The organism is Streptomyces beihaiensis (genome assembly GCF_026274175.1).
GTDB classification, from domain to species: Bacteria; Actinomycetota; Actinomycetes; order Streptomycetales; family Streptomycetaceae; genus Streptomyces; species Streptomyces beihaiensis.
The window spans coordinates 1-23090 of the sequence record NZ_JAPHNL010000316.1; the positions used below are offsets into that span (position 1 = coordinate 1).

Annotated in this window: 20 protein-coding genes; 9 read left to right on the top strand and 11 right to left on the bottom strand. The window is 72.4% G+C overall.

Annotated elements, in window-relative coordinates; genetic code table 11:
- Positions 1–45 precede the first annotated feature (45 nt).
- A complete protein-coding gene (locus OFY01_RS28300) occupies positions 46–1692 on the bottom strand; it encodes a DNA repair helicase XPB (protein WP_323135575.1) in 1647 nt (548 codons plus the stop codon).
- 359 nt (positions 1693–2051) lie between these two features.
- On the opposite strand from OFY01_RS28300, the gene OFY01_RS28305 reads away from it, so the two are divergent.
- Together OFY01_RS28305 and OFY01_RS28310 are read left to right on the top strand one after the other, a co-directional pair.
- Complete coding sequence (locus OFY01_RS28305; RefSeq protein WP_266604678.1) at positions 2052–2234, top strand: acyl-CoA carboxylase subunit epsilon; 183 nt, start codon at positions 2052–2054, stop codon at positions 2232–2234.
- A gap of 16 nt (positions 2235–2250) precedes the next feature.
- Positions 2251–2706 (top strand): GNAT family N-acetyltransferase, encoded by a 456-nt coding sequence (locus OFY01_RS28310; RefSeq protein WP_266604680.1) that lies wholly within the window; start codon positions 2251–2253, stop codon positions 2704–2706.
- A 9-nt stretch (positions 2707–2715) separates the two neighbouring features.
- On the opposite strand, the gene OFY01_RS28315 is transcribed toward OFY01_RS28310, so the two are convergent.
- Positions 2716–5172, bottom strand: coding sequence for a helicase C-terminal domain-containing protein (locus tag OFY01_RS28315; RefSeq protein WP_266604681.1), 2457 nt, complete (start codon positions 5170–5172; stop codon positions 2716–2718).
- An 86-nt stretch (positions 5173–5258) separates the two neighbouring features.
- On the opposite strand from OFY01_RS28315, the gene OFY01_RS28320 reads away from it, so the two are divergent.
- Positions 5259–6374 (top strand): hypothetical protein, encoded by a 1116-nt coding sequence (locus OFY01_RS28320; protein ID WP_323135576.1) that lies wholly within the window; start codon positions 5259–5261, stop codon positions 6372–6374.
- A 7-nt stretch (positions 6375–6381) separates the two neighbouring features.
- On the opposite strand, the gene OFY01_RS28325 is transcribed toward OFY01_RS28320, so the two are convergent.
- Positions 6382–7293, bottom strand: a complete 912-nt coding sequence (locus OFY01_RS28325; protein WP_266604683.1) for an ABC transporter substrate-binding protein — start codon at positions 7291–7293, stop codon at positions 6382–6384.
- Between the two features lie 375 nt (positions 7294–7668).
- Here OFY01_RS28325 and OFY01_RS28330 point away from each other — a divergent pair, with 375 nt between their 5' ends.
- On the top strand, positions 7669–8304 hold the full coding sequence (locus OFY01_RS28330; protein WP_266604685.1) for an HAD family hydrolase: 636 nt from the start codon (positions 7669–7671) through the stop codon (positions 8302–8304).
- Here the strand turns inward: OFY01_RS28330 and OFY01_RS28335 are convergent.
- Complete coding sequence (locus tag OFY01_RS28335; protein ID WP_266604687.1) at positions 8289–8552, bottom strand: SUR7/PalI family protein; 264 nt, start codon at positions 8550–8552, stop codon at positions 8289–8291. The genes OFY01_RS28330 and OFY01_RS28335 overlap by 16 nt on opposite strands.
- A 151-nt stretch (positions 8553–8703) precedes the next feature.
- Between OFY01_RS28335 and OFY01_RS32460 the strand changes: the two genes are divergently transcribed.
- Entirely contained in the window at positions 8704–9087 is a 384-nt protein-coding gene (locus OFY01_RS32460; RefSeq protein ID WP_323135577.1) for a cold-shock protein, read from the top strand.
- Positions 9088–9194: 107 nt separating this feature from the next.
- On the opposite strand, the gene OFY01_RS28345 is transcribed toward OFY01_RS32460, so the two are convergent.
- The 4 genes from OFY01_RS28345 to OFY01_RS28360 all read right to left on the bottom strand — a co-directional run bounded on the left by OFY01_RS28345 (position 9195) and on the right by OFY01_RS28360 (position 12953).
- Complete coding sequence (locus tag OFY01_RS28345; RefSeq protein WP_266604722.1) at positions 9195–10031, bottom strand: 1,4-dihydroxy-6-naphthoate synthase; 837 nt, start codon at positions 10029–10031, stop codon at positions 9195–9197.
- A gap of 161 nt (positions 10032–10192) precedes the next feature.
- A complete protein-coding gene (locus OFY01_RS28350) occupies positions 10193–10900 on the bottom strand; it encodes a futalosine hydrolase (protein WP_266604688.1) in 708 nt (235 codons plus the stop codon).
- Positions 10864–11346 carry a DUF2771 domain-containing protein gene (locus OFY01_RS28355; RefSeq protein WP_266604690.1) on the bottom strand — a complete coding sequence of 161 codons (483 nt, stop codon included), beginning with the start codon at positions 11344–11346 and terminating at the stop codon, positions 10864–10866. Before OFY01_RS28355 ends, OFY01_RS28350 begins: the two co-directional genes overlap by 37 nt.
- A 161-nt stretch (positions 11347–11507) precedes the next feature.
- Positions 11508–12953, bottom strand: coding sequence for an MFS transporter (locus tag OFY01_RS28360; protein ID WP_407700444.1), 1446 nt, complete (start codon positions 12951–12953; stop codon positions 11508–11510).
- 312 nt (positions 12954–13265) lie between these two features.
- Between OFY01_RS28360 and OFY01_RS28365 the strand changes: the two genes are divergently transcribed.
- Together OFY01_RS28365 and OFY01_RS28370 are read left to right on the top strand one after the other, a co-directional pair.
- On the top strand, positions 13266–14192 hold the full coding sequence (locus tag OFY01_RS28365; protein WP_266604692.1) for a DUF3027 domain-containing protein: 927 nt from the start codon (positions 13266–13268) through the stop codon (positions 14190–14192).
- Between the two features lie 434 nt (positions 14193–14626).
- Positions 14627–17782 (top strand): sacsin N-terminal ATP-binding-like domain-containing protein, encoded by a 3156-nt coding sequence (locus OFY01_RS28370; protein ID WP_266604694.1) that lies wholly within the window; start codon positions 14627–14629, stop codon positions 17780–17782.
- Positions 17783–17801: 19 nt separating this feature from the next.
- Here OFY01_RS28370 and OFY01_RS28375 read toward each other — a convergent pair whose 3' ends face one another.
- A complete protein-coding gene (locus OFY01_RS28375; RefSeq protein WP_266604696.1) occupies positions 17802–20273 on the bottom strand; it encodes a cation-translocating P-type ATPase in 2472 nt (823 codons plus the stop codon).
- Positions 20274–20292: 19 nt separating this feature from the next.
- On the bottom strand, positions 20293–20577 hold the full coding sequence (locus OFY01_RS28380; RefSeq protein WP_266604698.1) for a DUF2530 domain-containing protein: 285 nt from the start codon (positions 20575–20577) through the stop codon (positions 20293–20295).
- 198 nt (positions 20578–20775) lie between these two features.
- On the opposite strand from OFY01_RS28380, the gene OFY01_RS28385 reads away from it, so the two are divergent.
- Entirely contained in the window at positions 20776–22230 is a 1455-nt protein-coding gene (locus OFY01_RS28385; protein WP_266604700.1) for an NCS2 family permease, read from the top strand.
- Between the two features lie 31 nt (positions 22231–22261).
- Here OFY01_RS28385 and OFY01_RS28390 read toward each other — a convergent pair whose 3' ends face one another.
- Positions 22262–22444 (bottom strand): ribbon-helix-helix protein, CopG family, encoded by a 183-nt coding sequence (locus OFY01_RS28390; RefSeq protein WP_266604702.1) that lies wholly within the window; start codon positions 22442–22444, stop codon positions 22262–22264.
- 166 nt (positions 22445–22610) lie between these two features.
- On the opposite strand from OFY01_RS28390, the gene OFY01_RS28395 reads away from it, so the two are divergent.
- Entirely contained in the window at positions 22611–23048 is a 438-nt protein-coding gene (locus OFY01_RS28395; RefSeq protein WP_266604704.1) for a MarR family winged helix-turn-helix transcriptional regulator, read from the top strand.
- Positions 23049–23090: the final 42 nt, after the last annotated feature.

Here is a 23090-nt window from a genome sequence, read left to right on the forward strand (position 1 = left end):
GGGCCGGGGCGCTGCGCCCCGGCCCCCTCCTCTCCTTCAGCTGACTCAGTCCTGCGCGAGCACCTCGTCCGCGTCGATGATCCGGTACGCGTACCCCTGCTCCGCCAGGAACCGCTGGCGGTGCGCCGCGAAGTCCTGGTCCACGGTGTCGCGGGCGACGACCGAGTAGAAGCGGGCCTCGTGGCCGTCCGCCTTCGGGCGAAGGACACGGCCAAGGCGCTGCGCCTCCTCCTGCCGCGACCCGAACGTCCCCGACACCTGGATCGCGACCGTCGCCTCCGGCAGGTCGATGGAGAAGTTCGCCACCTTCGACACGACGAGCACCGACAGCTCGCCCTCCCGGAACTGGTCGAACAGCTTCTCGCGGACCGCGTTGGTCGTCTCGCCCTTGATGACGGGCGCGTCGAGATGGGCGCCCAACTCGTCGAGCTGGTCGATGTACTGGCCGATGACGAGGGTCTGCTGGCCCTCGTGCCGCCGCACCAGCGCCTCGGTGACCTTCCGCTTCGTCGCCGTCGTCGCGCAGAAGCGGTACTTCTCCTCGGTCTCGGCGGTCGCGTACGCCAGCCGCTCGGAGTCGGTCAGGTTGACACGGACCTCCACGCAGTCCGCCGGAGCGATGTACCCCTGCGCCTCGATCTCCTTCCACGGCGCGTCGAACCGCTTCGGCCCGATCAGCGAGAACACGTCCGACTCGCGCCCGTCCTCGCGTACGAGCGTGGCGGTCAGCCCCAGACGGCGGCGCGCCTGCAGGTCGGCGGTGAACTTGAAGACCGGCGCGGGCAGCAGGTGCACCTCGTCGTAGACGATGAGGCCCCAGTCGCGCGAGTCGAAGAGCTCCAGGTGCGGGTAGATCCCTTTCCGTTTCGTGGTCAGGACCTGGTACGTGGCGATCGTGACCGGGCGGATCTCCTTCTTCGTCCCGCTGTACTCGCCGATCTCGTCCTCGGTCAGGCTCGTGCGCCGCACCAGCTCGTGCTTCCACTGCCGGGCCGAGACGGTGTTGGTCACCAGGATCAGCGTCGTCGCCTTCGCCTGCGCCATCGCACCGGCGCCGACGAGCGTCTTGCCCGCGCCGCACGGCAGGACGACCACGCCGGAGCCGCCGTGCCAGAAGTTCTCGACGGCCTGCTTCTGGTACGGGCGCAGCGCCCACCCGTCCTCGGCCAGTTCGATCGGGTGCGCCTCCCCGTCCACGTAACCGGCCAGGTCCTCGGCGGGCCAGCCCAGCTTCAGCAGCGTCTGCTTGATCTGGCCGCGCTCGGAGGGGTGTACGACGACGGTGTCCGGGTCGATCCGAGCCCCCACCAGCGGGATGATCCGCTTCGAGCGCAGGATCTCCTCCAGGACCGGCCGGTCCGTGGTCGTGAGCACCAGCCCGTGCGCCGGGTGCTTGCTGAGCGTCAGCCGGCCGTACCGGTCCATCGTCTCGGCGATGTCGACCAGCAGGGCGTGCGGCACCGGGTACCGGCTGTACTGCACGAGCGCGTCCACGACCTGCTCCGCGTCGTGCCCCGCCGCCCGAGCGTTCCACAGGCCGAGCGGTGTCACCCGGTACGTGTGGATGTGCTCGGGCGCCCGCTCCAGCTCCGCGAACGGGGCGATGGCCCGGCGGCAGTCGCCGGCCTGCTCGTGGTCGACCTCCAGGAGCAGCGTCTTGTCCGACTGGACGATCAGTGGTCCACCGTTCACGCGCACACCCTTTCCTACGGCCTTTTCATTGGCCCAAACCTCCAGTGTGCCGCATGCGCCGGGAAGCTCTCGAGATGAGCGTGGAGCGGAGCCCTGGGATAGTGAGGCACCGAAGGAGTGATCACCGGCGAGTGGCCGGCTGGCGAGTGATCGCCGGCGAGCGGTCACCGGCGAGCGGTCACTGGCGAGCGGCCGGCGGCGCGTGGGCAGCGTGGAGGATGCCAGGTTTCCCCAGTTTCCGAAGTTCCTCAGTCCCCTCAGCCCCTCCCAGTCCCCCAGTCCCCCAACTTGTCGAAGTTCTCGAAGTTCTCGAAGTTCCCGACGGACCTGTGGCCCGTGGCCCCCGAGGAGAGCCGGACATGCCGACGAACCCCGACATCCGCATCGAGAAGGGCCGTGCCGAGGCCGAGGAGGTCGCCGCGATCACAGCGGTGCTGCTGACCCGCTGTGGCGCGGCCGCCTCCCGCTCCCGGTCCTGTTCGGGGCACGACCGGGCCCGCTGGCGCGAGTCCGGGTACCGTGCGCCGAACAGCTGGCACTGACGGGTGGGAGAGCCGAGTGGACATCGTGGTGGATGATCTTTCCGGGCCGGAGGTGGCCGAGTTCCTCGGCGAGCACGTCCGGCAGCTGCGGGCCATCTCGCCCCCGGAGAGCAAGCACGCCCTCGACCTCGACGCCCTCCGCGCACCCGGCATCACGTTCTGGACCGTGCGGGACGGCGGCGCGGTGGTCGGGTGCGGCGCCCTCAAACGGCTCGACGCCGGACACGCCGAGCTGAAGTCCATGCGGACCGCCACCGCGCGCAAGCGCAGCGGTGTCGCGTCCCGGCTGCTCGCGCACATCATCGACGAAGCCGGGCGACGCGGCTTCACCCGGTTGAGCCTGGAGACCGGTTCCGCCCCGTTCTTCCTGCCCGCGCGCAGGCTGTACGAGCGCTTCGGGTTCGTGCGGTGCGAGCCGTTCGCCGACTACAGGGCCGATCCGAACAGCACGTTCATGACGCGGGAGGTGTGAGGCCCGGCTTCAGTCGTCCGACAGTTCCGCCACGCCCGTCACACGGTGCAGTGGATAGGTGCGGACCTCGTCGGAGGTGTGGTCGTACGCCGTGACGAAGCCGCCTTCCACGCGGATGGGCGCGATGACGCGTTGGCTCGCGGCGCCGTCCGCGTTGACGTAGCCGATCCACAGCGGTTCGCCCGTCAGGACCGCCGCCTGCATCGTGGCCAGGGTCTCCGCCGCCGTGGTGCGGGGGAGGGCGCCGTCGGCCGGGGCGGCGGGAGGCATGGTCGGGCTGTCGGGCGTGGGCTTGCGGGTCGCCGTCGCCGCCATGTCGCCCGCCCTGATCGCCCTCAGAGCCGCTTCCAGGAGCGCTGCCGCCGGCAGCGGCGGGCCGTCCGGGACCGGGTCAGGGCCGGTGCGCGGGGGCGTGCGGTGGGCGTGGGCCCTGGCGATCAGCACGTCGCCCTCCGGGGTCTCGGCCGCCGGGGCGAAGCCCATGCCGCGCAGGCCCTCCAGGAGCGTGCCCGGGTCCGCCTGCGCCGCCAGGACCGTCGGGGCCAGACGGCGCAGGCGCAGCGGTGCGGAGCGCTTGTCCGCCAGGATCTCGTCGAGCAGCGCGTCGTCGTCGCAGCGCACGTACGCCGAGGCCGCGCCGATGCGCAGGTGGCCGTGTCTGCGCGCCACGTCGTCGATCAGGTAGGCGAGGGGCTGGGGGAGCGGGGTGCGGGAGTGGTGGGTCAGGAACGTCTTGAGGTCCGACGCCGTACGGCCCGCGTCCAGGGCCCTGCGGACCGAGCCCGGCGTGAAGCGGTACACCGTCGCGCCGCCCTTCGACTCCACGTCCGCCAGGACCGCGAGCGTCTCCGCCAGCGGGCGTTCCAGCGGGCCCGGGGCCACCGCCGTCAGGTCCGCCTGGAGGAGGACGTGGTCCAGTGGTTCGGGGAGCAGCGGGGCAAGGAGCTTCTCCGCCTTGAGTGCGGCCGTCGCCGCCTCCGCCGGGGTGGGGGAGTGCTGGGCCGAGGACAGCAGGGCTCTGCCGTGCGCCGCCAGCGCGCCCCTTCCCGTCACCCCCAGGGACTCCGCCTCCGCCAGCGTCCACCGGGCCAGCCTGTCGCGCAGTTCGAGCGATGCCGGTGACGGGCGTTCCCACGCCAGGCGGGCCATGACGGACTCGGTGTCCGGTGCCGTTCCGGCCGGCAGTTCCGCCAGGAGCGTCAGCACCCGGTGGCGTACCTCCGGCGCCGCCGAACGGTCCAGGTGCGGGCCCAGCGCCGACAGCGTTCGGTCCTTGCCGTCCCTGCCGCCCACCAAGCCCGCCGTGCGTGTCGCCGTCAGCCACGCCGCCGCGAGCCGCGCCCAACGGGCCGCGGGCGGGCATTCCAGCCACTCGTCGTACGCGGGCGTCGCGGCGTACCGCTCGTCGGCCTCGCCGTCCGACGCCAACAGGCCCGCGGTGTAGGCCAGTTCGACCCAGAACGCCGCTTGGTGCTCCGTTGTGTCCAGCGCCGTCGCCGTACGCTTCAGGTCCCGTACGCTCAGTCCGCCCGCCCGCAGCACCGCCGGGCCGCCCTCGTCCCAGTCCTTGAGGAGTTCCTCGACCGTCGCCACGGCCGTGTGCGCCTGCGCCGCCGCTGCCGCGTCCACCCCCTGCGGGGTGTGCTGCCGCCTTTCCCGTACGGGCGGCTCCGACGGCTCCAGTTCCTTGTGGGCCCTGCCGCCGCGCAGGTGCAGCGCCGCCTCCCTCGGCAGCACCACCGTGCCGGGCGCCGTCGGCAGCAGCAGGCCCCGGTCGAGCAGCCACCGCAGGTGGGGCGCCGGGTCCGCCGTGACCTGACCGTACGGTGGGCCCCACACCAGACGGTTCAGTACGTCCAGCGACGCGGTCGGGGCCTGGGAGAGGAGCTGGTCCATGCGGGCGGGCGTCGTGTAGAGGGCCGTCAGAGCCTCCACCGCCGACACCGGGTCGTGCGTCGAGGGCAGGCCCGCCGCCAGCACGATCTCCTGCAGCCGGGTGGGCGACATGCCTGACGTGGCCTCCGCGACGGTCGGGCCCAGGCCGGTGGGTGACGGGTGCTGCGGCGACGGCGTCAGCAGTTCGCGGGCCGTGCGGACCAGGCGCAGCTGGTCGTCCCCGCCCCACGCGAGCGCCTGCTCGCGCAGCGTCGCCACGGCGTCCGGGAGCGCCCGCGCCGCTTCTTCGCCCGGCAACAGCGCCTTGAGCTCCTCGTACGTCGTCGGGTCCGGCGCCACGGCGAGTGCCTGCGCCACCTGTTGCGTGAAACGGTCGAGGCGGTCCAGCGCGCGGACCACCGATGCCCGGGTGCCGGCGCGGGTGGCCAGCTGCGTGACGTCGTTCGGGACCGGGGTGAGCAGGTCGGGGCGGGCGCGCAGGAGCCCCGCGAGGGAGGCGTCGTCCCGGGCGCGGAGGGCTTCCGCCAGGGAACGGGGTGCCGCGGCCCGCGGCTGCTCATCGGTGCTCATCTGACCCACGGTAGCCAATCGAGCCCCTCGGGGGATCGAGGAGCGAGGGCTGGGGCGGGCTCCCGTGACCTTCGCACCGTCGCGGCGTGACAATCGCGATACCGTCGGGGCGTCAACCGCACCACCCCGGAGGGGACTTCGTGGGGATCGAGAGCGACCAGATCGTCTACGACTATCTGAGCCGGGTCGGCGACCTGGCCCAGCAGCGGCAGCTGCCGTCGGCCACCCGGATGCGGCTGGTGTCGGAGCTGCGCGACGAGATCGACCGGCGCCGGGCCCGGGTCACCGTCGACAGCCCCGCCGCCGTGCGCCGGATTCTCGACCGGCTCGGGACGCCGGAGCGGCTTGTGCGCGGGGCTCGGGAGGGCTTGGACGGTGGGCGCGGGTCGGCGGACGGGGGTGCGGGCGGGGCCGGGGCCGGGCGTGTCTCCGCGGTGCCGAGCGTGCCCGAGCAGCCCACCGGGGGCGCCGGCCGGATCGGGGGCGGGTTGCGCAAGCTCGTGCCCCGGCCGCGAGGGGAGCGTCCGGGCGGTGGGGGCTCGGTCGACGAGCGGCGTGATGTGCCGTCGCCGCCTCATCTCGCCGGGGCCGACGAACTCGGGCCTTCCGGAGGCGAGCCGTTCTGGTGGCGGTCCGGCCCGGGGGATCTCACCGAGAGCGATGATCTGCCGCCGGGGTTCGTGGGCGGAGTCGAGATTCCCGACATACTTCGTCCGCCGTCGGCCCGGAGCGAGAAGCCGGTGGCCGAAGACGAAGCCGTCGAGGACGTGCCCGAGAGCGACGAGGGCGAGGACGAAGGCGAGGGCGAGGACGACACCGGCAGTCGTCGGGGCGCACGGCGGTTCGTTCCTCGGGCGGCCCGCGGCGGGTGGTCCAACCCGTTGCTGCTTCTCGCCGCCGCTGCTCTTGTCGCCGGGGCTGTTCTCGGCAATCTGGTCGCGCTGCTCGTCGGGTGGGCCATTCCTTATCTCTCCCGGCGGCTGACCGCCCGTCAGAAGAAGTGGACCGTTTTCGGGCTGCCCGGACTCGCTGTCGCGGGCGGGCTCGTATGGGTGTGGGGGCGCGGCACCGGGCGGTGGGGCGCGCCGATACCCGACGGGCAGATGAGCGGGGCGCTCGGCGCCACGTGGCCGTGGGTGCTGCGGTGTGCCGCTGTTGCTTCCGCCCTGTATGTGGTGTGGCGGTCGCAGCGGATCCGGTGATCCTGCCTCACTCCGTGAGGTCCGACCGGATGTCGCTGAGGATCTGGTTCGCCGACGTGTAGCCGATTCCCTGGCACCAGACGTCGTCGTCCACCTGGAACACCTTGTTCTCGGCGACCGCCTTCAGGCCGCGCCACGTGGCGCTGGTTGTCGTCTGAGTGACCTTGGCCTTTTGCGGGTTTCCGTGAGTGGATGTGAAGATCGCGTCGGCGTCCGCCTTCTTTATGCGGTTGGGGGTCACGTCGAGGGATGTGGCGACCGGGAGTGTCAGGCCCACGTCCGCGAAGATCGTGCCTATGTAGGTTCTTCTGCCGTATATGTGAATCTTTGAATCCTCGGCGAAGCGGACCATGTTGGCGGTCGTTCCGTCCCGCAGTGCGGCGGCGATCGTCGTCGCGCGGTGTGCGTAGGTGGCTTCGACCGCTCGTGCTTCCCGGGTCTTGTTCAGTGCTGCGGCGTGCACCAGGAAGTTCTGCTTCCAGCGGTGGCCCGGTTCCGCCGTGAGGACCGTCGGGGCGATCGCCTTGAGTGCGGCGTAGCGGTCCGCGTCGTGCTTGTCGCCGAGGATCAGGTCCGGCTTGAGCGATGCGATCTTCTTCAGGTCGGGGGCCTTGTCCCGGCCTACGTTCTCGATGGGTCTTGTTCTGTCCTCGGGGAGGTAGGCCAAGGGTGTCGCGTCCGCGTCCGGGCTTGTCGCGCCCACCGGTGTCACGCCCAGGGTCACCGCCGAGTCCAGCTCCGCCGTGCCCAGGACCACGACGCGGTGCGGGGTGTTCCTGAGGGTCACCGGGCCCATCGCCGTCCTGATGGTGCGGGAGGCCGGCGAGGTGGGGCTGGTGGTTCCTGCCGCGTGCGACGTGCAGGCCGCCAGGGTCAGCATCAGGGCCGCGGTGGTGATCGGGCGGCGGGTGCGGTGCATGTGCTTGTCGCCTTTCGCGTGCGCGGTGAAGGGAGGGCGGCCGTCGGGGCGCCGTCGGCGGCTCTCCGTTCGTTCCTGCCGGTGCCGGTGCCGGTGCCGGTGCCGGTGCCGGTGCCGGGCCGGCTGCGGAGCCGCCCGGGGCATGTCCGTGCTCGCCGTCTCACGCGTACCGTCAGCCGGATCGCACGCGGCCGGGCGGGGTCCGGCTGCTGCGCGCGGACATGCCCCGTACGACTCCTTCCGTCTCGTGGCCGGGTTTGCGGCGGTGGGCATTCTTCTCGCCCCACCAGGGACCCCCGGGTAGTCCGGGGCGCCGAGCATCCCCCGTGCCGGGGCAGAGCCGAGCATCCCCCGTGCCGGGGCAGAATGGAAGCCATGGCTGCTCTCACCGGTCCCTCGCGCCCCGGGCCCACCGTCGGTTTCGACCTGGACATGACCTTGATCGACTCTCGGCCGGGTATCCGCGCCACCTGGGTGGCCTTGTCGGAGCGGACCGGTGTCTTCGTCGACGCCGACCTCGCCGTGAGCCGGTTGGGGCCGCCGCTGGTGGACGAACTGGCCAACTGGTTCCCGGCCGAGCGGATCGCCGAGATGGTCGGCCTGTACCGCGAGCTGTATCCCACGTACGCGATCGAGGCCGCCCTGCCCATGCCCGGTGTGCGCGAGACCATGGCCGCTGTGCGTGCGGCGGGGGGCCGTACGGTGGTGGTGACCGCCAAGAACCAGCCGCACGCCGCGTTGCACCTGGATCACCTCGGCATCGAAGCGGACGCGGTGGTGGGCGATCTGTGGGCCGAGCGCAAGGCGGAGGCGTTGGGCGCGCACGGGGCGGGCGTCTACGTCGGCGATCATGTCGGCGACGTACGGGGCGCACGCACGGCGCGGGCCCTGTCCGTAGGCGTGGCGACCGGTCCGTGCGATGCCGTTGAGCTGAAGGAAGCCGGGGCCGACGTCGTTCTGACGGACCTGACCGAGTTTCCCGTCTGGTTCGCGGGCTACCTGGCGGGCTGACGTGCCTGGCGGCGCTGGACCGCGATCGAGCGCAGTACACCCGCGGCCGCCAGCAGGAAGCCGACGCCCATCAGCATGCACACCGCGTAGGCGACGGGCGGGAACGGGTGGGTGTGGAGGAAGAGGGGGGCCACCGTGGCGACAGTGGCGATCGCGCCGATGATGAAGACGATGCCGCCCGCCTTCACCAGACCGTCTCCGGGGCCCGGCTCGCTGTCGCGGTAATTGGCTTGGGTTTTGTCACGCACCCGGCCAGGGTAGTTCCCTGCGCAGCGGCATCTTGTCACCGGGCCCGGGACCCATAGTCTTGGTGACGGCGGGTCGGACCTCGACCCGCTCTACTGCTGTCCAGAGCTTGAGACCAGCGTTTTTCTTCTAGTACGAGGACGAGGACTTCACGTGCCTACCGGCAAGGTCAAGTGGTTCAACCAGGAGAAGGGCTTCGGCTTCCTCTCCCGCGACGACGGCGGCGACGTCTTCGTGCACTCCTCCGTACTTCCCGCCGGAGTCGACACACTCAAGCCCGGCCAGCGGGTCGAGTTCGGCGTGGTCGCGGGCCAGCGCGGCGACCAGGCCCTCTCCGTCGCCCTGCTCGACCCCACGCCTTCGGTGGCAGCGGCCCAGCGCCGCAAGCCGGACGAGCTGGCCTCGATCGTCCAGGACCTGACGACTGTCCTTGAGAACATCACCCCGATGCTTGAGCGCGGCCGGTACCCCGACAAGACCGCCGGGAAGAAGATCGCGGGGTTGCTGCGGGCCGTGGCGGACCAGCTGGATGTGTGAGGTTCACGCGCACGTGTGCGCGTGAGGCGCGGGCACCGGGCGCGGGACGCCGAGTGGCTCACCGTCTTCGCGCCCTGCCCGGTAGCGTGCCGGTGCGGGCGGGGCCGTCAGGGGAACGCCAGCGCCTCCGGTGGCAGGGCCGGGACCAGGCCCTCCGCCGCCGCACGGGTGAGGAGGCCGCGGACCGCCGCGTAGCCGTCCTCGCCCAGGCCGGCCGTGAACTCGTTGACGTACAGGCCGATGTGCTGGTCCGCCACGGACGGGTCCATCTCCTGCGCGTGCGCCATGACGTAGGGACGGGATGCCTCCGGGTCGTCCCAGGCCCTGCGGACCGACTCGCGGATCGTCTCCGCGTACGAGCGCAGACGGGCCTCGCCCAGGTCGCGGCGGGCGATGATCGCGCCCAGGGGGATGGGGAGGCCCGTGGTGTGCTCCCAGTGCTCGCCCATGTCCGCGAGCTTGTGCAGGCCGTACTCGTGGTACGTGAAGCGGGCCTCGTGGATGACCAGGCCCGCGTCGATCCGGCCGTCCCGCACCGCCGGCATGATCTCGTGGAACGGCATGACGACGATCTCGCCCACCCGTCCGGTCGCCAGCGTGTCCGCCGCCCACAGGCGGAAGAGCAGGTAGGCGGTCGACGTCTCGCTGGGGACGGCGACCTTCTTGTCCGACAGGTCGATGCCCGGTTCGCGGGTCAGGACCAGGGGGCCGCAGCCCCTGCCCAGGGCGCCTCCGCAGGGGAGGAGCGCGTAGTCCTTCAGGACGTACGGGAGGACCGCGTAGCTCACCTTCAGGATGTCGTACGCGTCCTCGTGGCGTTCCGCGATGCCGTTGGTGATGTCGATGTCCGCGAACGTCACGTCCAGCGGCGGGGCGCCCGGCACGCGGCCCTGCGCCCACGCGTCGAAGACGAACGTGTCGTTCGGGCAGGGGGAGAAGGCGATGCGGACCGGGCGGCGGTCGCCGGCGTGGGCGGCGCCGGCCCCCGGGGCGCCCACCGTCGGCGTGCTTTCCGTCGGGGTGTCCGCCGTCGGCGTGTTCTCCGTCGGGGTGTCTGCCGTCGGGGTGTCTGCCGTCGGCGTGCCTTCCACCGGCGTTCGTTCCGTCATGTGCTGCTCCAACGTGTGAGGACCGGGGCCGCCTTCCCGAACACCTCGGTCAGTGCCGCCAGTGCGTCGCCGATGCGCCATGCCGCACGGTCGCGCGGCCCCACCGCGTTGGAGACCGTCCGCAGCTCCGCCGCCGGGACGCCGTGCGACGCCGCCGCCTCCGCCACGCCGAAGCCCTCCATCGCCTCGCCCACGACACCGGGGTGCCGCTGGGCCAGCAGGGCGGCGCGGGACGCCGTGCCGGTCACCGTGGAGACCGTCAGGAGCGTGCCGACCGTCGCGGAGGTGGCCGCGGCCAAGTCGCGGACCAGGGCCTCCGGCGGGTGATGGGTGACCGCGCCGAAGCCCAGGTCCGTGACCGGGACGAAGCCGTCCGGGGTCTCGGCGCCCAGGTCCGCCGCGGTGATCGTGTCCGCCACGATCGGTGTCCCGGGCGGCGCGGCGAAACCGCCTGCTATGCCGGCCGAGACGACCAGCGTGTACGGGTGTCCGGCGAGCTCGGCCCGGGTGAGCGCGGTCGCCGTGCCCGCGGCCGCCGCGGCCGGGCCCACGCCGACCGCCACCACGTCGATGCCCGGTGGGCCCGCCGACACGCCGCGCGCCACCGCGTCCCGTTCGGCCGGGACGGCGGTGGCGATCAGGACGCGGTGCGCGCCTGCGGTGCCCGTCAGGAGTCGGAGTCCTTCTTGAGCTTGAACGACCACAGGCCGTACGCCTTCGCGCCCGAGCCCTCCAGGATCGTGACGGTGGTCGACGAACCGGTCGCCCCGTACTGCTGGTTGAAGAAGACGCTGCCGGGCACGGTGCGGTACGTCTTCTTGCTGGCGTCGGTCAGCGGCTGACCGTTCATCAGGATCGTCCAGCTCTTGTCGGCGATGGCCGGTTCGACGCCGAACCGGACCGTCGCGTCCGGGTCCACCTTGATGGACTTGATGTGCTTGTCGGTCAGGCATGCCTTGAGGGAGGTCGGCTTGAGCGCCTTGCCGTCCTTGTAGCAGTTGGCCTCGGAGTTGACCGAGCTGCGGCCCACCGTGACGGTGGCCAGCGGCGTCGGCTTGTCGCAGGCGGAGAGCACGAGCAGTCCGGCGCCGACAGCGCCGACGGCGGCCACGGTGCGCCGATGGCGCACTACGAAACGCTGGGAGGTCATGGGCGAAGGCTATCGGGCTCCGTCCGCGCCGCTGCCCTCCGGGGGTGCGGGTGTCGCGTTCGCGCCATATCGGATACACAACCGCCGATCCCGCCTCCCGCGGTTCTGCCGCCCGCCGGTCCTGCCTCCCTCCGGTCGCCCCCGCCGCCTGCGGTCAGGTCTCAGGCCACCCGCGCCCTCGGCTGTCCGCCCTTGTGCCGTGCCGAGGCCAGTAGGCCCTTCACTGTCGTCAGCCAGCCCGTCGCAACGATCGCCGACGCCGTGGACAGACCCACCACGCCGTTCAGCGGCAGCGCGATGCCGATCGCCCCGCCTACCACCCACGCCATCTGGAGCAGCGTCTCCGAGCGGGCGAACGCCGACGTCCGCACGCCCTCCGGCACGTCCCGCTGGATCGTCGCGTCGAGCGACAGTTTCGCCAGGGCCTGCGCGAAGCCGGCCACCGCGGCAAGGAACGCCGTCATGATCGCCCCGAAGAAGAGCGTCGAGATCACCGCCACGGCGAGCACCGCCGCCACCACCGTCACGATGATCAGCTCCGGCGCGCGCGACCGCAACCAGGAGCCGACCGCCGTCCCGAGCGCGTTCCCCGCCCCGGCCGACACGCCCACCAGAGCGAGCGAGACCGCCGCGCTCTGTCCCGTCATGGGGTGGACGCGCAGGAGGAACGCCAGGAAGAAGATCAGGAAGCCGGACAGGCAGCGCAGCGACGCGTTCGCGACCAGCGCGTGCGTGACCGCCGGGCCGACCGTCCGCAGGCCCGGTCTACGGTCGGGCCGGGCCCGCGCCGGGCCGTGCACATGCGCCTCGTCCGCGGCGAGCAGCGCCCGCTTCTCACCCTTCGCCGAGTCGACCTTGTGGGGCAGGGTGAGGGAGAAGATCATCCCGGTGACGTAGAGCGCGAAGGCCCCGTACAGCGGCCAGGGCGGGCCCACCGCGTGCAGGCCCGCGCCGACCGGCGCCGCCGCACCCGTGGCGAGCAGCCCGCCGAGCGTGACCCGCGAGTTGGCCTTCACCAGAGAGAAACCGGGCGGCAGCAGACGCGGCACGACCGCCGAGCGCACCACCCCGTACGCCTTCGACGCCACCAGGACGCCCAACGCCGCCGGGTACAGCTGCAGGCCGCCCGTCGCCACCGCGCCCGACAGGACCAGGGCGAGCAGCGCCCGCGCCACCATCGAACCGGCCATCGCGGCGCGCCGGCCGTGCGGCAGATGGTCGAGCAGCGGGCCGATCACCGGCGCGAGCAGCGTGAACGGCAGCATCGTGATCCCCAGGTACAGGGCGACCCGGCCGCGCGCCTGGTCCGTCGGCACCGAGAAGAACACCGTGGAGGCGAGCGCGACGGTCACCATCACGTCGCCCGCGCCGTTCACCGCGTGCAGTTCGATGAGCTTGCCCAGGCCCGACTCGCCCGCGCCGTGCGCGTGCGTGGCCTTGCGGATACCGCGCCCGGCGGACCGGAACGGCAGCCTCAGGGCACGCCCGAGCGCGCGGACGGTTCCGCGCACCGGGCCCGAACCGCTGCGCCCGTACGCGGTCGCGCCCGACGGGCCGGGCGGGCCGGACGGACGCGATGAGCCGGACGACGCTTTGGCGGCAGCCACTCAGTCATAGTGCCCTGTACCGGGAGCCTCTAGTGCAGATCAGGTCATGCGAGTGTGAGGCGTGTCCCGGGAGGCGGGTGCCGTGTGCGCGTACGTCGGTGTGGGCGCACGGCGCCGGAAGAGGTAGCGTGCGTAGCGCGCCCCGGCGGTTGTTCTCGGCCGCGCGCCTCTCGGCCATCCCGCAGAATGGGTGACGAAGGTGTGCCCGGAACGTCGGGCGCGGACGTCGACGCGGCCCTCAGGTCCGCTCCGTCCGCGCTCCCGTCACCGGGCGACGCACCCGTGAGACGGCGTAGGAGAGAAGCGATACCTGTGAGCGCAGCGACAACGCGAAGCCGCACCCCTGACCGTCTGTGCGCGGAGGCGGTCGACATCGCCCGGGCGGCCGCGGAGGAAGCCGCGGCACCCGGAGTGGTCGGCGAGCACGTCGAGACCGTCGTCGAGGGCGACCGCGTCGTCACCCATCTCTTCGAGTGCAAGGAGTTCGGCTACCGCGGCTGGCGCTGGGCGGTGACCGTGGCCCGCGCCTCGCGCGCCCGCTACGTCACGCTCGACGAGGTGGTGCTGCTGCCGGGCCCCGACGCGCTGCTGGCCCCCGAGTGGGTGCCGTGGAGCGAGCGGCTGCGGCCCGGCGACCTCGGGCCCGGCGACCTGCTGCCCACGGACGCGGAGGATCTGCGTCTTGAGCCCGGCTGGTCCGGCGAGGACGAGCCCGCGCCGAACTCCGCCGTCTCCGAACAGATGGCGGAGCTGGTGGAGGCGGAGGACGCCGACGTCACGCAGGGGCCCCCGGGGGAGCTGCCCGTCGCGCCGGTTCGCGGCTCCATCGCGGCGGTCGCCGAGGAACTCGGCATGCGCCGCGCGCGCGTCCTCTCCCGTTACGGGCTGCACGTCGCGGCCGACCGCTGGGAGGAGGGGTTCGGCGCGAAGACCGCGATGGCCCAGGCGGCCCCGGCGACCTGCGTCTCGTGCGGCTTCCTCACGCCCATCGGCGGCTCCCTCGGCCAGGCCTTCGGAGTCTGCGCGAACGAGTTCTCCCCGGCGGACGGGCACGTCGTCTCGCTGTCGTACGGGTGCGGCGGGCATTCCGAGGCGGCCGTCATGCCGAAGGCCCCGCGGCCGGCGCCGCCGGTCATCGACGAGACCGTGGTGGACGTCTTCCCGCTGCGCGCGGAGGCGGATGGCGGGTCTGTCGGCTCGGCCGCCCCCGAGGACGCGGAGGACCTGGGCCACTCCTAGGGCGCGCTTCGAAAGTCCCGTCTGCCCGGCGACGTCTGGCACGCACGCTCGCGGCGTTGTCGGGCTCGCCCCGATACGCCCTGTATCGGGGCGACCCTCCGCCTTGCGATCGCACGCACCGGACGCCGCCGGGCCCGCCCTGCGGGCGGACGACGCCACTTTCGAAACACGCCCTGGGCGCGTCGCCGACCGACCGTCGTCCTGGGCTGCTCGCGCAGCTCCCCGCGCCCCTGAGAGGCGCACTGCGCGCGCCCTCACGGGGCTGCGGCGAAGCCGCATGCCTCAGGGGCGCGGGGCCGTAGCGATGTGCGGCTCCGCCGCGTGGGCGCGACCAGCCATAATCAAGCCGCACCCGGCAACGCGCCTCACGAGGCACCCCACCAGCCGCGATAACGTTCGGCGGATCGGACCATGCGGCCAAGAACGGAGTCACGGTGAGCGTAAGCAACCCCGCCCCCGAGGGCGTGGACCCCTTCGGTACCGCCAGGCTGCGGCACGCCGTGCTGAACGCGTGGGCGGGCAGCGGCGCCCGGTTCCGTGAGGACGCCAACGCCGAGGAGGACCTCGCGCTCGGCGGCTACCGCGACCGGCTCGTCGTCGAGCTCGCCCAGAACGCCGCCGACGCGGCCGCCCGCGCCGGGGCCGAGGGCCGCCTGGCCCTCACGCTCAAGGGCGGGGTGCTCGCCGCCGCCAACACCGGCGCCCCGCTGGACGCGGCCGGTGTCGAGTCGCTTTCCACCCTGCGGGCCTCCGCCAAGCGGGCGACAGAGGAGCACGGCCACGCCGCCACCGTCGGACGGTTCGGCGTCGGGTTCGCCGCCGTGCTCGCCGTCACCGACGAGCCCGCCGTCATCGGCCGGGCCGGAGGGGTCCGCTGGTCGCTGTCCGAGGCGCGTGACGCCGCCCAGGACGTCGCCCGGCACAGTCCGGGACTCGGCGACGAGCTGCGCCGCCGCGACGGCCATGTGCCGCTGCTGAGGCTGCCGTTCGCGGCGCAGGGCACGCCCCCGGACTCGTACGACACCGTCGTCGTCCTGCCGCTGCGCGACGGTGCCGCCGAGGCGCTCGCCGCGCGGCTGCTCGACGCCGTCGACGACACGCTGCTGCTCGCCCTGCCCGGCCTCACCGAGGTCACCGTGACCACCGACGCCGGGACCCGCACGCTGCGGCGGCGCACCGACGGCCCGTACGTCGTCGTCTCCGACGACGCCCGCCCCCAGCAACAGCCCGCCGACCTGCGCTGGCGCACCGTCTCCCACGACGGCGCCCTGGACGCCGCGCTGCTCGCCGACCGGCCCGTGGAAGAACGCCTGCGGCCGCGCTGGTCCGTGACCTGGGCCGTGCCCGTCGACGCGGACGGCGCGCCCGTCGCACCGCGCACCGCGCCCGTCCTGCACGCGCCCACCCCCAGCGACGAGGCCCTGGGGGTGCCCGCGCTGCTCATCGCGTCGTTCCCGCTCGACACGGCGCGCCGGCGTGTCGCGCCGGGGCCGCTCACCGAGTTCCTCACCGAACGCGCCGCCGACGCCTACGCCGAACTCCTCGCCGCGTGGCGGCCCGTGGGCCCCGGCATCATCGATCTCGTGCCCGGACCGCTCGGCCGGAGCGAGCTGGACGGGGCGCTGCGCGCGGCCGTCCTGGAACGGCTGCCCCGCACCGCCTTCCTGCCGCCCGCCCTCGCCCCCGGCGGCGACGGCCACGACGACGACCGGCCCGAGGCCCTGCGCCCCCGTGACGCCGAGGTCGTCGAGGGCGCGGGCGCCGACACCGTACGCGTGCTCGCCGACGTCCTGCCGAGCCTGCTGCCCGCCGGGCTCGAACGCCGCGTGGAGCTGCGCACGCTCGGCGTGGCCCGGCTGCCGCTGACCGAGGCCGTCGACCGGCTCGCGGGGCTCGAACGCGAGCCGTCCTGGTGGCGGTCGCTGTACGACTCGCTCGCCGGGGTCGACCCGGACCGGCTCAGCGGGCTTCCGGTGCCGCTGGCCGGGGGACGGACCGCCATCGGGCCCCGGCAGGTGCTGCTGCCCACGGCCGAGGCGGCGGGGCTTCCGGGCGACGCGCTGGCCCGGCTCGGCCTGAAGGTCGCGCACGCGGACGCCGCCCACCCGGTCCTGGAGAAGCTGGGCGCCCTGCCCGCGACGCCCCGCGCGGTCCTGACGACCCCGCAGGTACGGGCCGCCGTCGCCGCCTCGCTCGACGACGAGTCGCCCGCCTGGGACGACGAGAACACCCTGGACGCCGACGAGCTGGCCGACGTCGTGCTCACTCTCGTGCGCGACGCCCGCCTCGACGCGGGCGACGAGCCGTGGCTCGGCGCCCTCGCCCTGCCCGACGAGGAGGGCGAACTCGCCCCCGCCGCCGAGCTGATCCTCCCGGACAGCCCCATCGCCGGGGTCGTACGGGACGGTGAACTGCCGTACGTCGACGCCGAACTCGCCGAGCGGTGGGGGGAGCGGCCGCTCGTCGCCTGTGGCGTGCTCGCCACCTTCGCGCTGGTGCGGGCCGGCGACGTCGTGCTCGACCCGGACGAGCTGGAGCCGCGCGACAGCGACTTCCCGGAACCGGATGACGCCGGGCTGCTCGACGCCGTCGACGTGTGGTGCGAGGACGTGCTCGACCAGCTGCCCGACACGTCCGTGCCGCCGGTCGCCACCGAACTCGTCGCCGTACGCGATCTCGACCTCGTCGACGACGACCGGTGGCCGCAGGCGCTCGCCCTGCTGTCCCGTCCACCGCTGCGCGACGCCCTCACCCAGCCGGTGCGTGTGCTCCTGCCCGACGGCACGCACGAGCTGGTCCGGCCGTACACGGCCTGGTGGCTGCGGGGCCACCCCGTGCTCGACGGACGCCGCCCCGCCGGGCTGCGCGCCGAGGGCGGCGACCCGCTCCTGGACGGCCTCTACGAGAGCGCGGACGCTTCCGGGTTCGACGACGAGCAGGTGTTGCGGGCGCTCGGCGTGCGGACGTCCGTCGCCGCACTGCTCGACGAGCCGGGTGGCGCCGCCGAACTGCTCGACCGGCTCGCCGATCCGGAACTGACCGTCGGCGTCGCTCAACTGCACGCGCTCTATGGGCAGTTGGCCGAGCTCGACCCGGAGCGGGTGACGCTCCCCGACGAGCTGAGGGCCGTCGTCGACGGTGCTGTGCGGGTCGTCGACGCCGGGCAGGCCCTCGTCGCCGACTGCCCCGACCTGATTCCGTCGGCCGGCGGGCGGGCGCTGCTGCCCGTCACCCCGTCGCGGGCCGCCGCGCTCGCCGAGCTGTTCCAGGTGCGGCGGCTGAGTGAGGCCGTCGACGGGGAGGTGAGCGGGGCCGGGGGCGTCGAGCACGCCGTGCCGGAGGCGGTGCGGGTGCTGCTCGGGGCCCGGACCCCGGACGCGTACGTGGAGTACGAGGAGTTGTACGTCGGGGGAGTGGAGGCCGACTGGCGGCGCACCCCGGACGGGGTCGTGCACGCGGCGACCCTGGAGGGTGTCGCGGCGGGGCTCGCCTGGGCGGCGGGGCAGTGGCCGCGCCGGTTCGAGGTCGCGGCGCTCCTCGAGGATCCGTCGCGTACGCGCGAGCTGGCGCGGGACCGCTGGTTCGACTGAGCCGCCGCCCGCGCCTTCGTCACGCGGGGAAGCGGCGGTCCACCCACTTCCACGCCAGCTCCAGGACCGCCGCCCCGATCACCGCCATGCCCGCCGCCGCCCACGGCATGGTCGTGCCCACCAGCTTCAGGGCGAAGAAGTGCTGGAGCGACGGGACGGTCAGGACCAGCAGGAAGGCGACGCCCATCGCCGCCACCAGGCAGACGCGCCACCACGTGTAGGGGCGGGCGATGATGGCCAGGACCCACATCGAGATCAGGAAGAGCGTGAGCGTCGCCGAACTCGTCTCCGCGTCCAGCGAGCCGGGCCCGGTGTAGTAGTGGCGGGCGAACATGTACGTCACGAACGTGGCGACGCCCGCGACGAGCCCGCCCGGCACCGCGTACCGCATGACCCGCCGTACGAAGTGCGGTTTCGCCCGCTCCTTGTTGGGCGCCAGGGCCAGGAAGAACGCGGGGACGCCGATCGTCAGCGTCGACAGCAGCGTCAGGTGGCGGGGCAGGAAGGGGTACTCCACCTGGAAGCACACCACGAGCAGCGCGAGCAGCACCGAGTACACGGTCTTGACGAGGAACAGGGTCGCCACGCGTGCGATGTTGCCGATGACGCGGCGGCCCTCGGCGACGACCGACGGCAGCGTCGAGAAGCTGTTGTTCAACAGGACGATCTGCGCGACCGCCTTGGTCGCCTCCGAGCCCGACCCCATCGAGACGCCGATGTCGGCGTCCTTGAGCGCCAGGACGTCGTTGACGCCGTCGCCGGTCATGGCGACCGTGTGGCCCTTGGACTGGAGCGCGCCGACCATGTCGCGCTTCTGCTGCGGGGTGACGCGGCCGAAGACCGTGCCCTCGTCGAGCGCCTGCGCCATCCGCGCCCGCTCCTTGGGCAGCGTTCTGGCGTCCACGGTGTTCTCGGCGCCGGCCAGGCCCAGCTTTCCGGCGACCGCGCCGACGGAGACCGCGTTGTCGCCCGAGATGACCTTGGCCCTGACGTTCTGGTCGGCGAAGTAGCGCAGAGTCTCGGCGGCGTCGGGGCGCAGCCGCTGTTCGAGCACGACGAGCGCGGTGGGCTCGGCGCCGTCCTTGACCGACGGGTCCTCCAGATCCCGGGTCACCCTCGCGAGCAGCAGGACACGCAATCCCTGTTCGTTGAGCTCCTCGATCTCGGCCAGGGCCGGGTCGCCGTCGGGCAGCAGGACGTCCGGCGCGCCGAGCAGCCAGGCGCTGGTGGTGCCGTCGGGCTGGCTGAAGGCGGCGCCGCTGTACTTGCGGGCCGAGGAGAACGGCAGGGACTCGGTGCAGCGCCAGTCCTCGCTGTCCGGGTAGGCGTCGATGATGGCCTGGAGGGAGGCGTTGGGGCGCGGGTCCGACTCGCCGAGCGCGCCGAGCACGGTCCGTACGTACGTCTCGTCGCTCGCGCTGGTCGCGCCACTCGCGCCGGTCGCACGGGTCGCGCCGGTCGCACGGGTCGTGCCGGTCGCACCGGACCTTCCGAGCACGCGCAGCTCGGACACGTCCATGCCGCCCTCGGTGAGCGTGCCGGTCTTGTCGAGGCAGACGGTGTCGACGCGGGCCAGCCCCTCGATGGCGGGCAGCTCCTGCACCAGGCACTGTTTGCGGCCCAGGCGGATCACGCCGATCGCGAAGGCGACCGAGGTCAGCAGGACCAGGCCCTCGGGGACCATCGGGATGATGCCGCCGACGGTGCGGGCCACGGAGTTCTTGAAGCCGTGCTGTTTGACGACGAGCTGGCTGATGATCAGGCCGATCGCGGTCGGGATCATCATCCATTGGACGTACCTGAGGATCGTGGAGATGCCGGTGCGCAGTTCGGAGTGGACGAGCGTGAACCGGCTGGCCTCCTCGGCGAGCTGCGCCGCGTACGCCTCGCGGCCCACCTTCGTCGCGGTGAACGCGCCGCCGCCCGCGACGACGAACGAGCCGGACATGACCTCGTCGCCGGGCTTCTTGACGACCGGGTCGGCCTCGCCGGTGAGCAGCGACTCGTCGATCTCCAGGCCGTCCGCCTCCGCGCAGGCGCCGTCCACCACGATCTTGTCGCCGGGGCCGATCTCGATCAGGTCGCCGAGGACGATCTCGGACGTGGAGATCTCCGTGGCCGCCCCGTCGCGCCGCACGGTGGGCCGTGACTCGCCGATCAGGGCGAGCGAGTCCAGGGTCTGTTTGGCGCGCCACTCCTGGACGATGCCGATGCCGGTGTTGGCGATGATCACGAAGCCGAAGAGGCTGTCCTGGATCGGCGCGACGAAGAGCATGATCAGCCACAGGACGCCGATGATCGCGTTGAAGCGGGTGAAGACGTTGGCGCGGACGATGTCCGCCATCGATCGGGAACTGCGGACCGGTACGTCGTTCACCTCGCCGCGCGCGACGCGCTCGGCGACCTCCGTACTCGTCAGGCCCGTCGAACGGGTCCGCACGGGTATCGGGTGCACCGGGTCGAGTTCCGAGCCCGCGTCGATGTGGGTCATGCAACCGACGGTACGGGTGCTATGCCGCTTTCGCCGCCGCAGCCCGCTTCGTCTCGGCGTCCCGTTTGATCGCCGCGTCGCGTTTCCTGACGTACCAGATGCCGATCAGGCCGAGGCCCGCGCCCGCCAGGCACGTCCACAGCCACCAGGTGTGGCCGTGGTCGGAGAACCACCCGTAGAACGGCAGCTGGACGAGGAAGAGGACGAACCAGAGGATCGTGCCGCCGGTGATGGTGGCGACCACGGGCCCTTCAAGGGGCTCAGGTGCCTCGTGTGTCGGTGTCCATCGCTGCCGATTCGCCATGCGCACAGCATAGGAGGTGGAGATGTCTACGCGCGGAGATGGCAATTCCGGCCTCATATGTTCATACTGAAACGGCCTGTGCCTGGCTAGTTCTGTTCGTACGAAACACCAGAGGAAACGTCGGGGAAACCTCGCGGTGATCGAACGCCCACCAGACTTGGCCGCACTTCTTCCCCCCTTCCGTAGCTGAGGTCATCCATGTCCAGTTCGGCCACCACGCCGGTCGACGCCACCGAGCAGCCGCCCCCCGCGCCGAAGAACGGCTTCGACCGGTACTTCAAGATCAGCGAGCGCGGCTCGACCGTCGCCCGGGAGATCCGTGGCGGTTTCGCCACCTTCTTCGCGATGGCCTACATCATCGTGCTGAACCCGATCATCCTCGGCAGCGCGAAGGACATGTACGGGCACCAGCTCGACCACGGCCAGCTGGTCACCGCGACCGCGGTGACCGCCGCGTTCACCACCCTGCTCATGGGTGTCATCGGCAACGTCCCGATCGCGCTCGCCGCGGGCCTCGGCGTGAACACCGTCGTCGCCCTCCAGCTCGCCCCGCGCATGTCGTGGCCGGACGCGATGGGCATGGTCATCCTCGCGGGCTTCATCGTCATGCTGCTCGTCGCCACCGGGCTGCGTGAGCGGGTCATGAACGCGGTGCCGTTCGGCCTGCGCAAGGGCATCGCCATCGGCATCGGCCTGTTCATCATGCTGATCGGCCTCGTCGACTCCGGCTTCGTCACCCGCATCCCGGACGTCGCGCACACCACCGTGCCGCTCCAGCTCGGCCTCGACGGGCACCTCAACGGCTGGCCGGTCCTCGTCTTCGTGCTGGGTGTGCTGCTGACGCTGGCGCTGCTCGTGCGCAAGGTGCCGGGCGCCATCCTGATCTCGATCGTCGCGATGACCGTGCTCGCGCTGGTCATCAACGCGGTCGCCGACCTCAACCCCGCGGACTGGGGCCTGACCGTGCCCAAGTGGCCCGGCAACCCGGTCGCCACCCCCGACTTCGGCCTCATCGGCGACGTCAGCCTGTTCGGCGGCTTCCACAAGGTCGGCATCCTGACCGGCGTCCTGTTCGTCTTCACCGTGCTGCTCTCGTCGTTCTTCGACGCCATGGGCACGATCATGGGCATCAGCGACGAGGCCCACCTGACCGACGAGAACGGTCAGATGCCCGGCATCAACAAGGTGCTGTTCCTCGACGGTCTCGCCGTCGCCTCGGGCGGCTTCTCGTCCTCGTCCGCCACCACCTGCTTCGTGGAGTCCACGGCGGGCGTCGGCGAAGGCGCGCGCACGGGCTTCGCCAACGTCATCACCGGCGGCCTCTTCGGCCTCGCGCTGCTCCTCACGCCGGTCGCCACCATGGTTCCGTCGCAGGCGGCGACGCCCGCCCTGGTCGCGGTCGGCTTCCTGATCCTGTCGGGCGGCATCCGCGCCATCGACTGGGACGACTGGACGATCGCCGTTCCCGCGTTCATCACGATGGTGATGATGCCGTTCACGTACTCGATCACGAACGGCATCGGCATGGGCTTCATCGCCTTCGCCGTGCTGCGCGTCGTCGCGGGCCGCGCCAAGGAGGTGCCGGTCGCGATGTACGTGGTGGCGGCCGTCTTCGTCTTCTACTACCTGATGCCCGCGCTCGGCCTCACGTGATGTGCCGAGCGGGGAAGCGGGGGCGGCGAGGTCACGCCGCCCCGTAGAACTTCTCCGTCTTCTCGACGGCCGTCTTGAAGCGTTCGTCGAAGTCGTCTCGAATGAGCGTCCGGGTCACATAGTCCTGGACGCTCATTCCCCTTTTGGCCGCGTGTGTCTTGAGCCGGTCGAGCAGCTCACCGTCTATCCGCAGGCTGAGCACCGTCGATCCCATGCGGACCAGGGTCGCGGCCCGCCGCCGCCCCGTGCGTCACTTTCCGGAATCGACTCACTCGTACGGGTGACGATGGGGTTCGGTGGCGGGAATCACGGGCACGGGTGCGCGGCGGGCCCGCCCCCGGGGTGGTCGTTAGACATAGTAATGAGTTACGCTAACGAACATGCCGGACCTGACCCATGGCGACGACGCGGCCGCCGTGAACTCCCTGCGCTCCGCCGTGATGCGCCTCTCGCGCCGACTCAAGCACCAGCGGGTCGACGAATCGCTGAGCCCCACCGAGATGTCGGTGCTCGGCACCCTCGTGCGCTGCGGCACCGCGACGCCGGGCGAGCTCGCCCGTAAGGAGCACGTGCAGCCGCCGTCGATGACCCGCATCGTCGCGCTCCTGGAGGCCAAGGGTCTGGTCCGCCTCGACCCCCACCCCGAGGACCGCCGCCAGAAGGTCGTCACGTCGACCGAGCAGGCCGAGACGATGCTCGCCGACGCCCGCCGCAAGCGGAACACCTGGCTGTCCGACCTCGCCGACGGCCTCGACGAGGACGAGTGGGACAAGCTGCGCGCCGCCGCCCCCGTACTGGAGAAGCTCGCGCACCTGTGACCGCCTGTCGGCCCGACCGACCCCGACCGCCGAGGAGGCGAA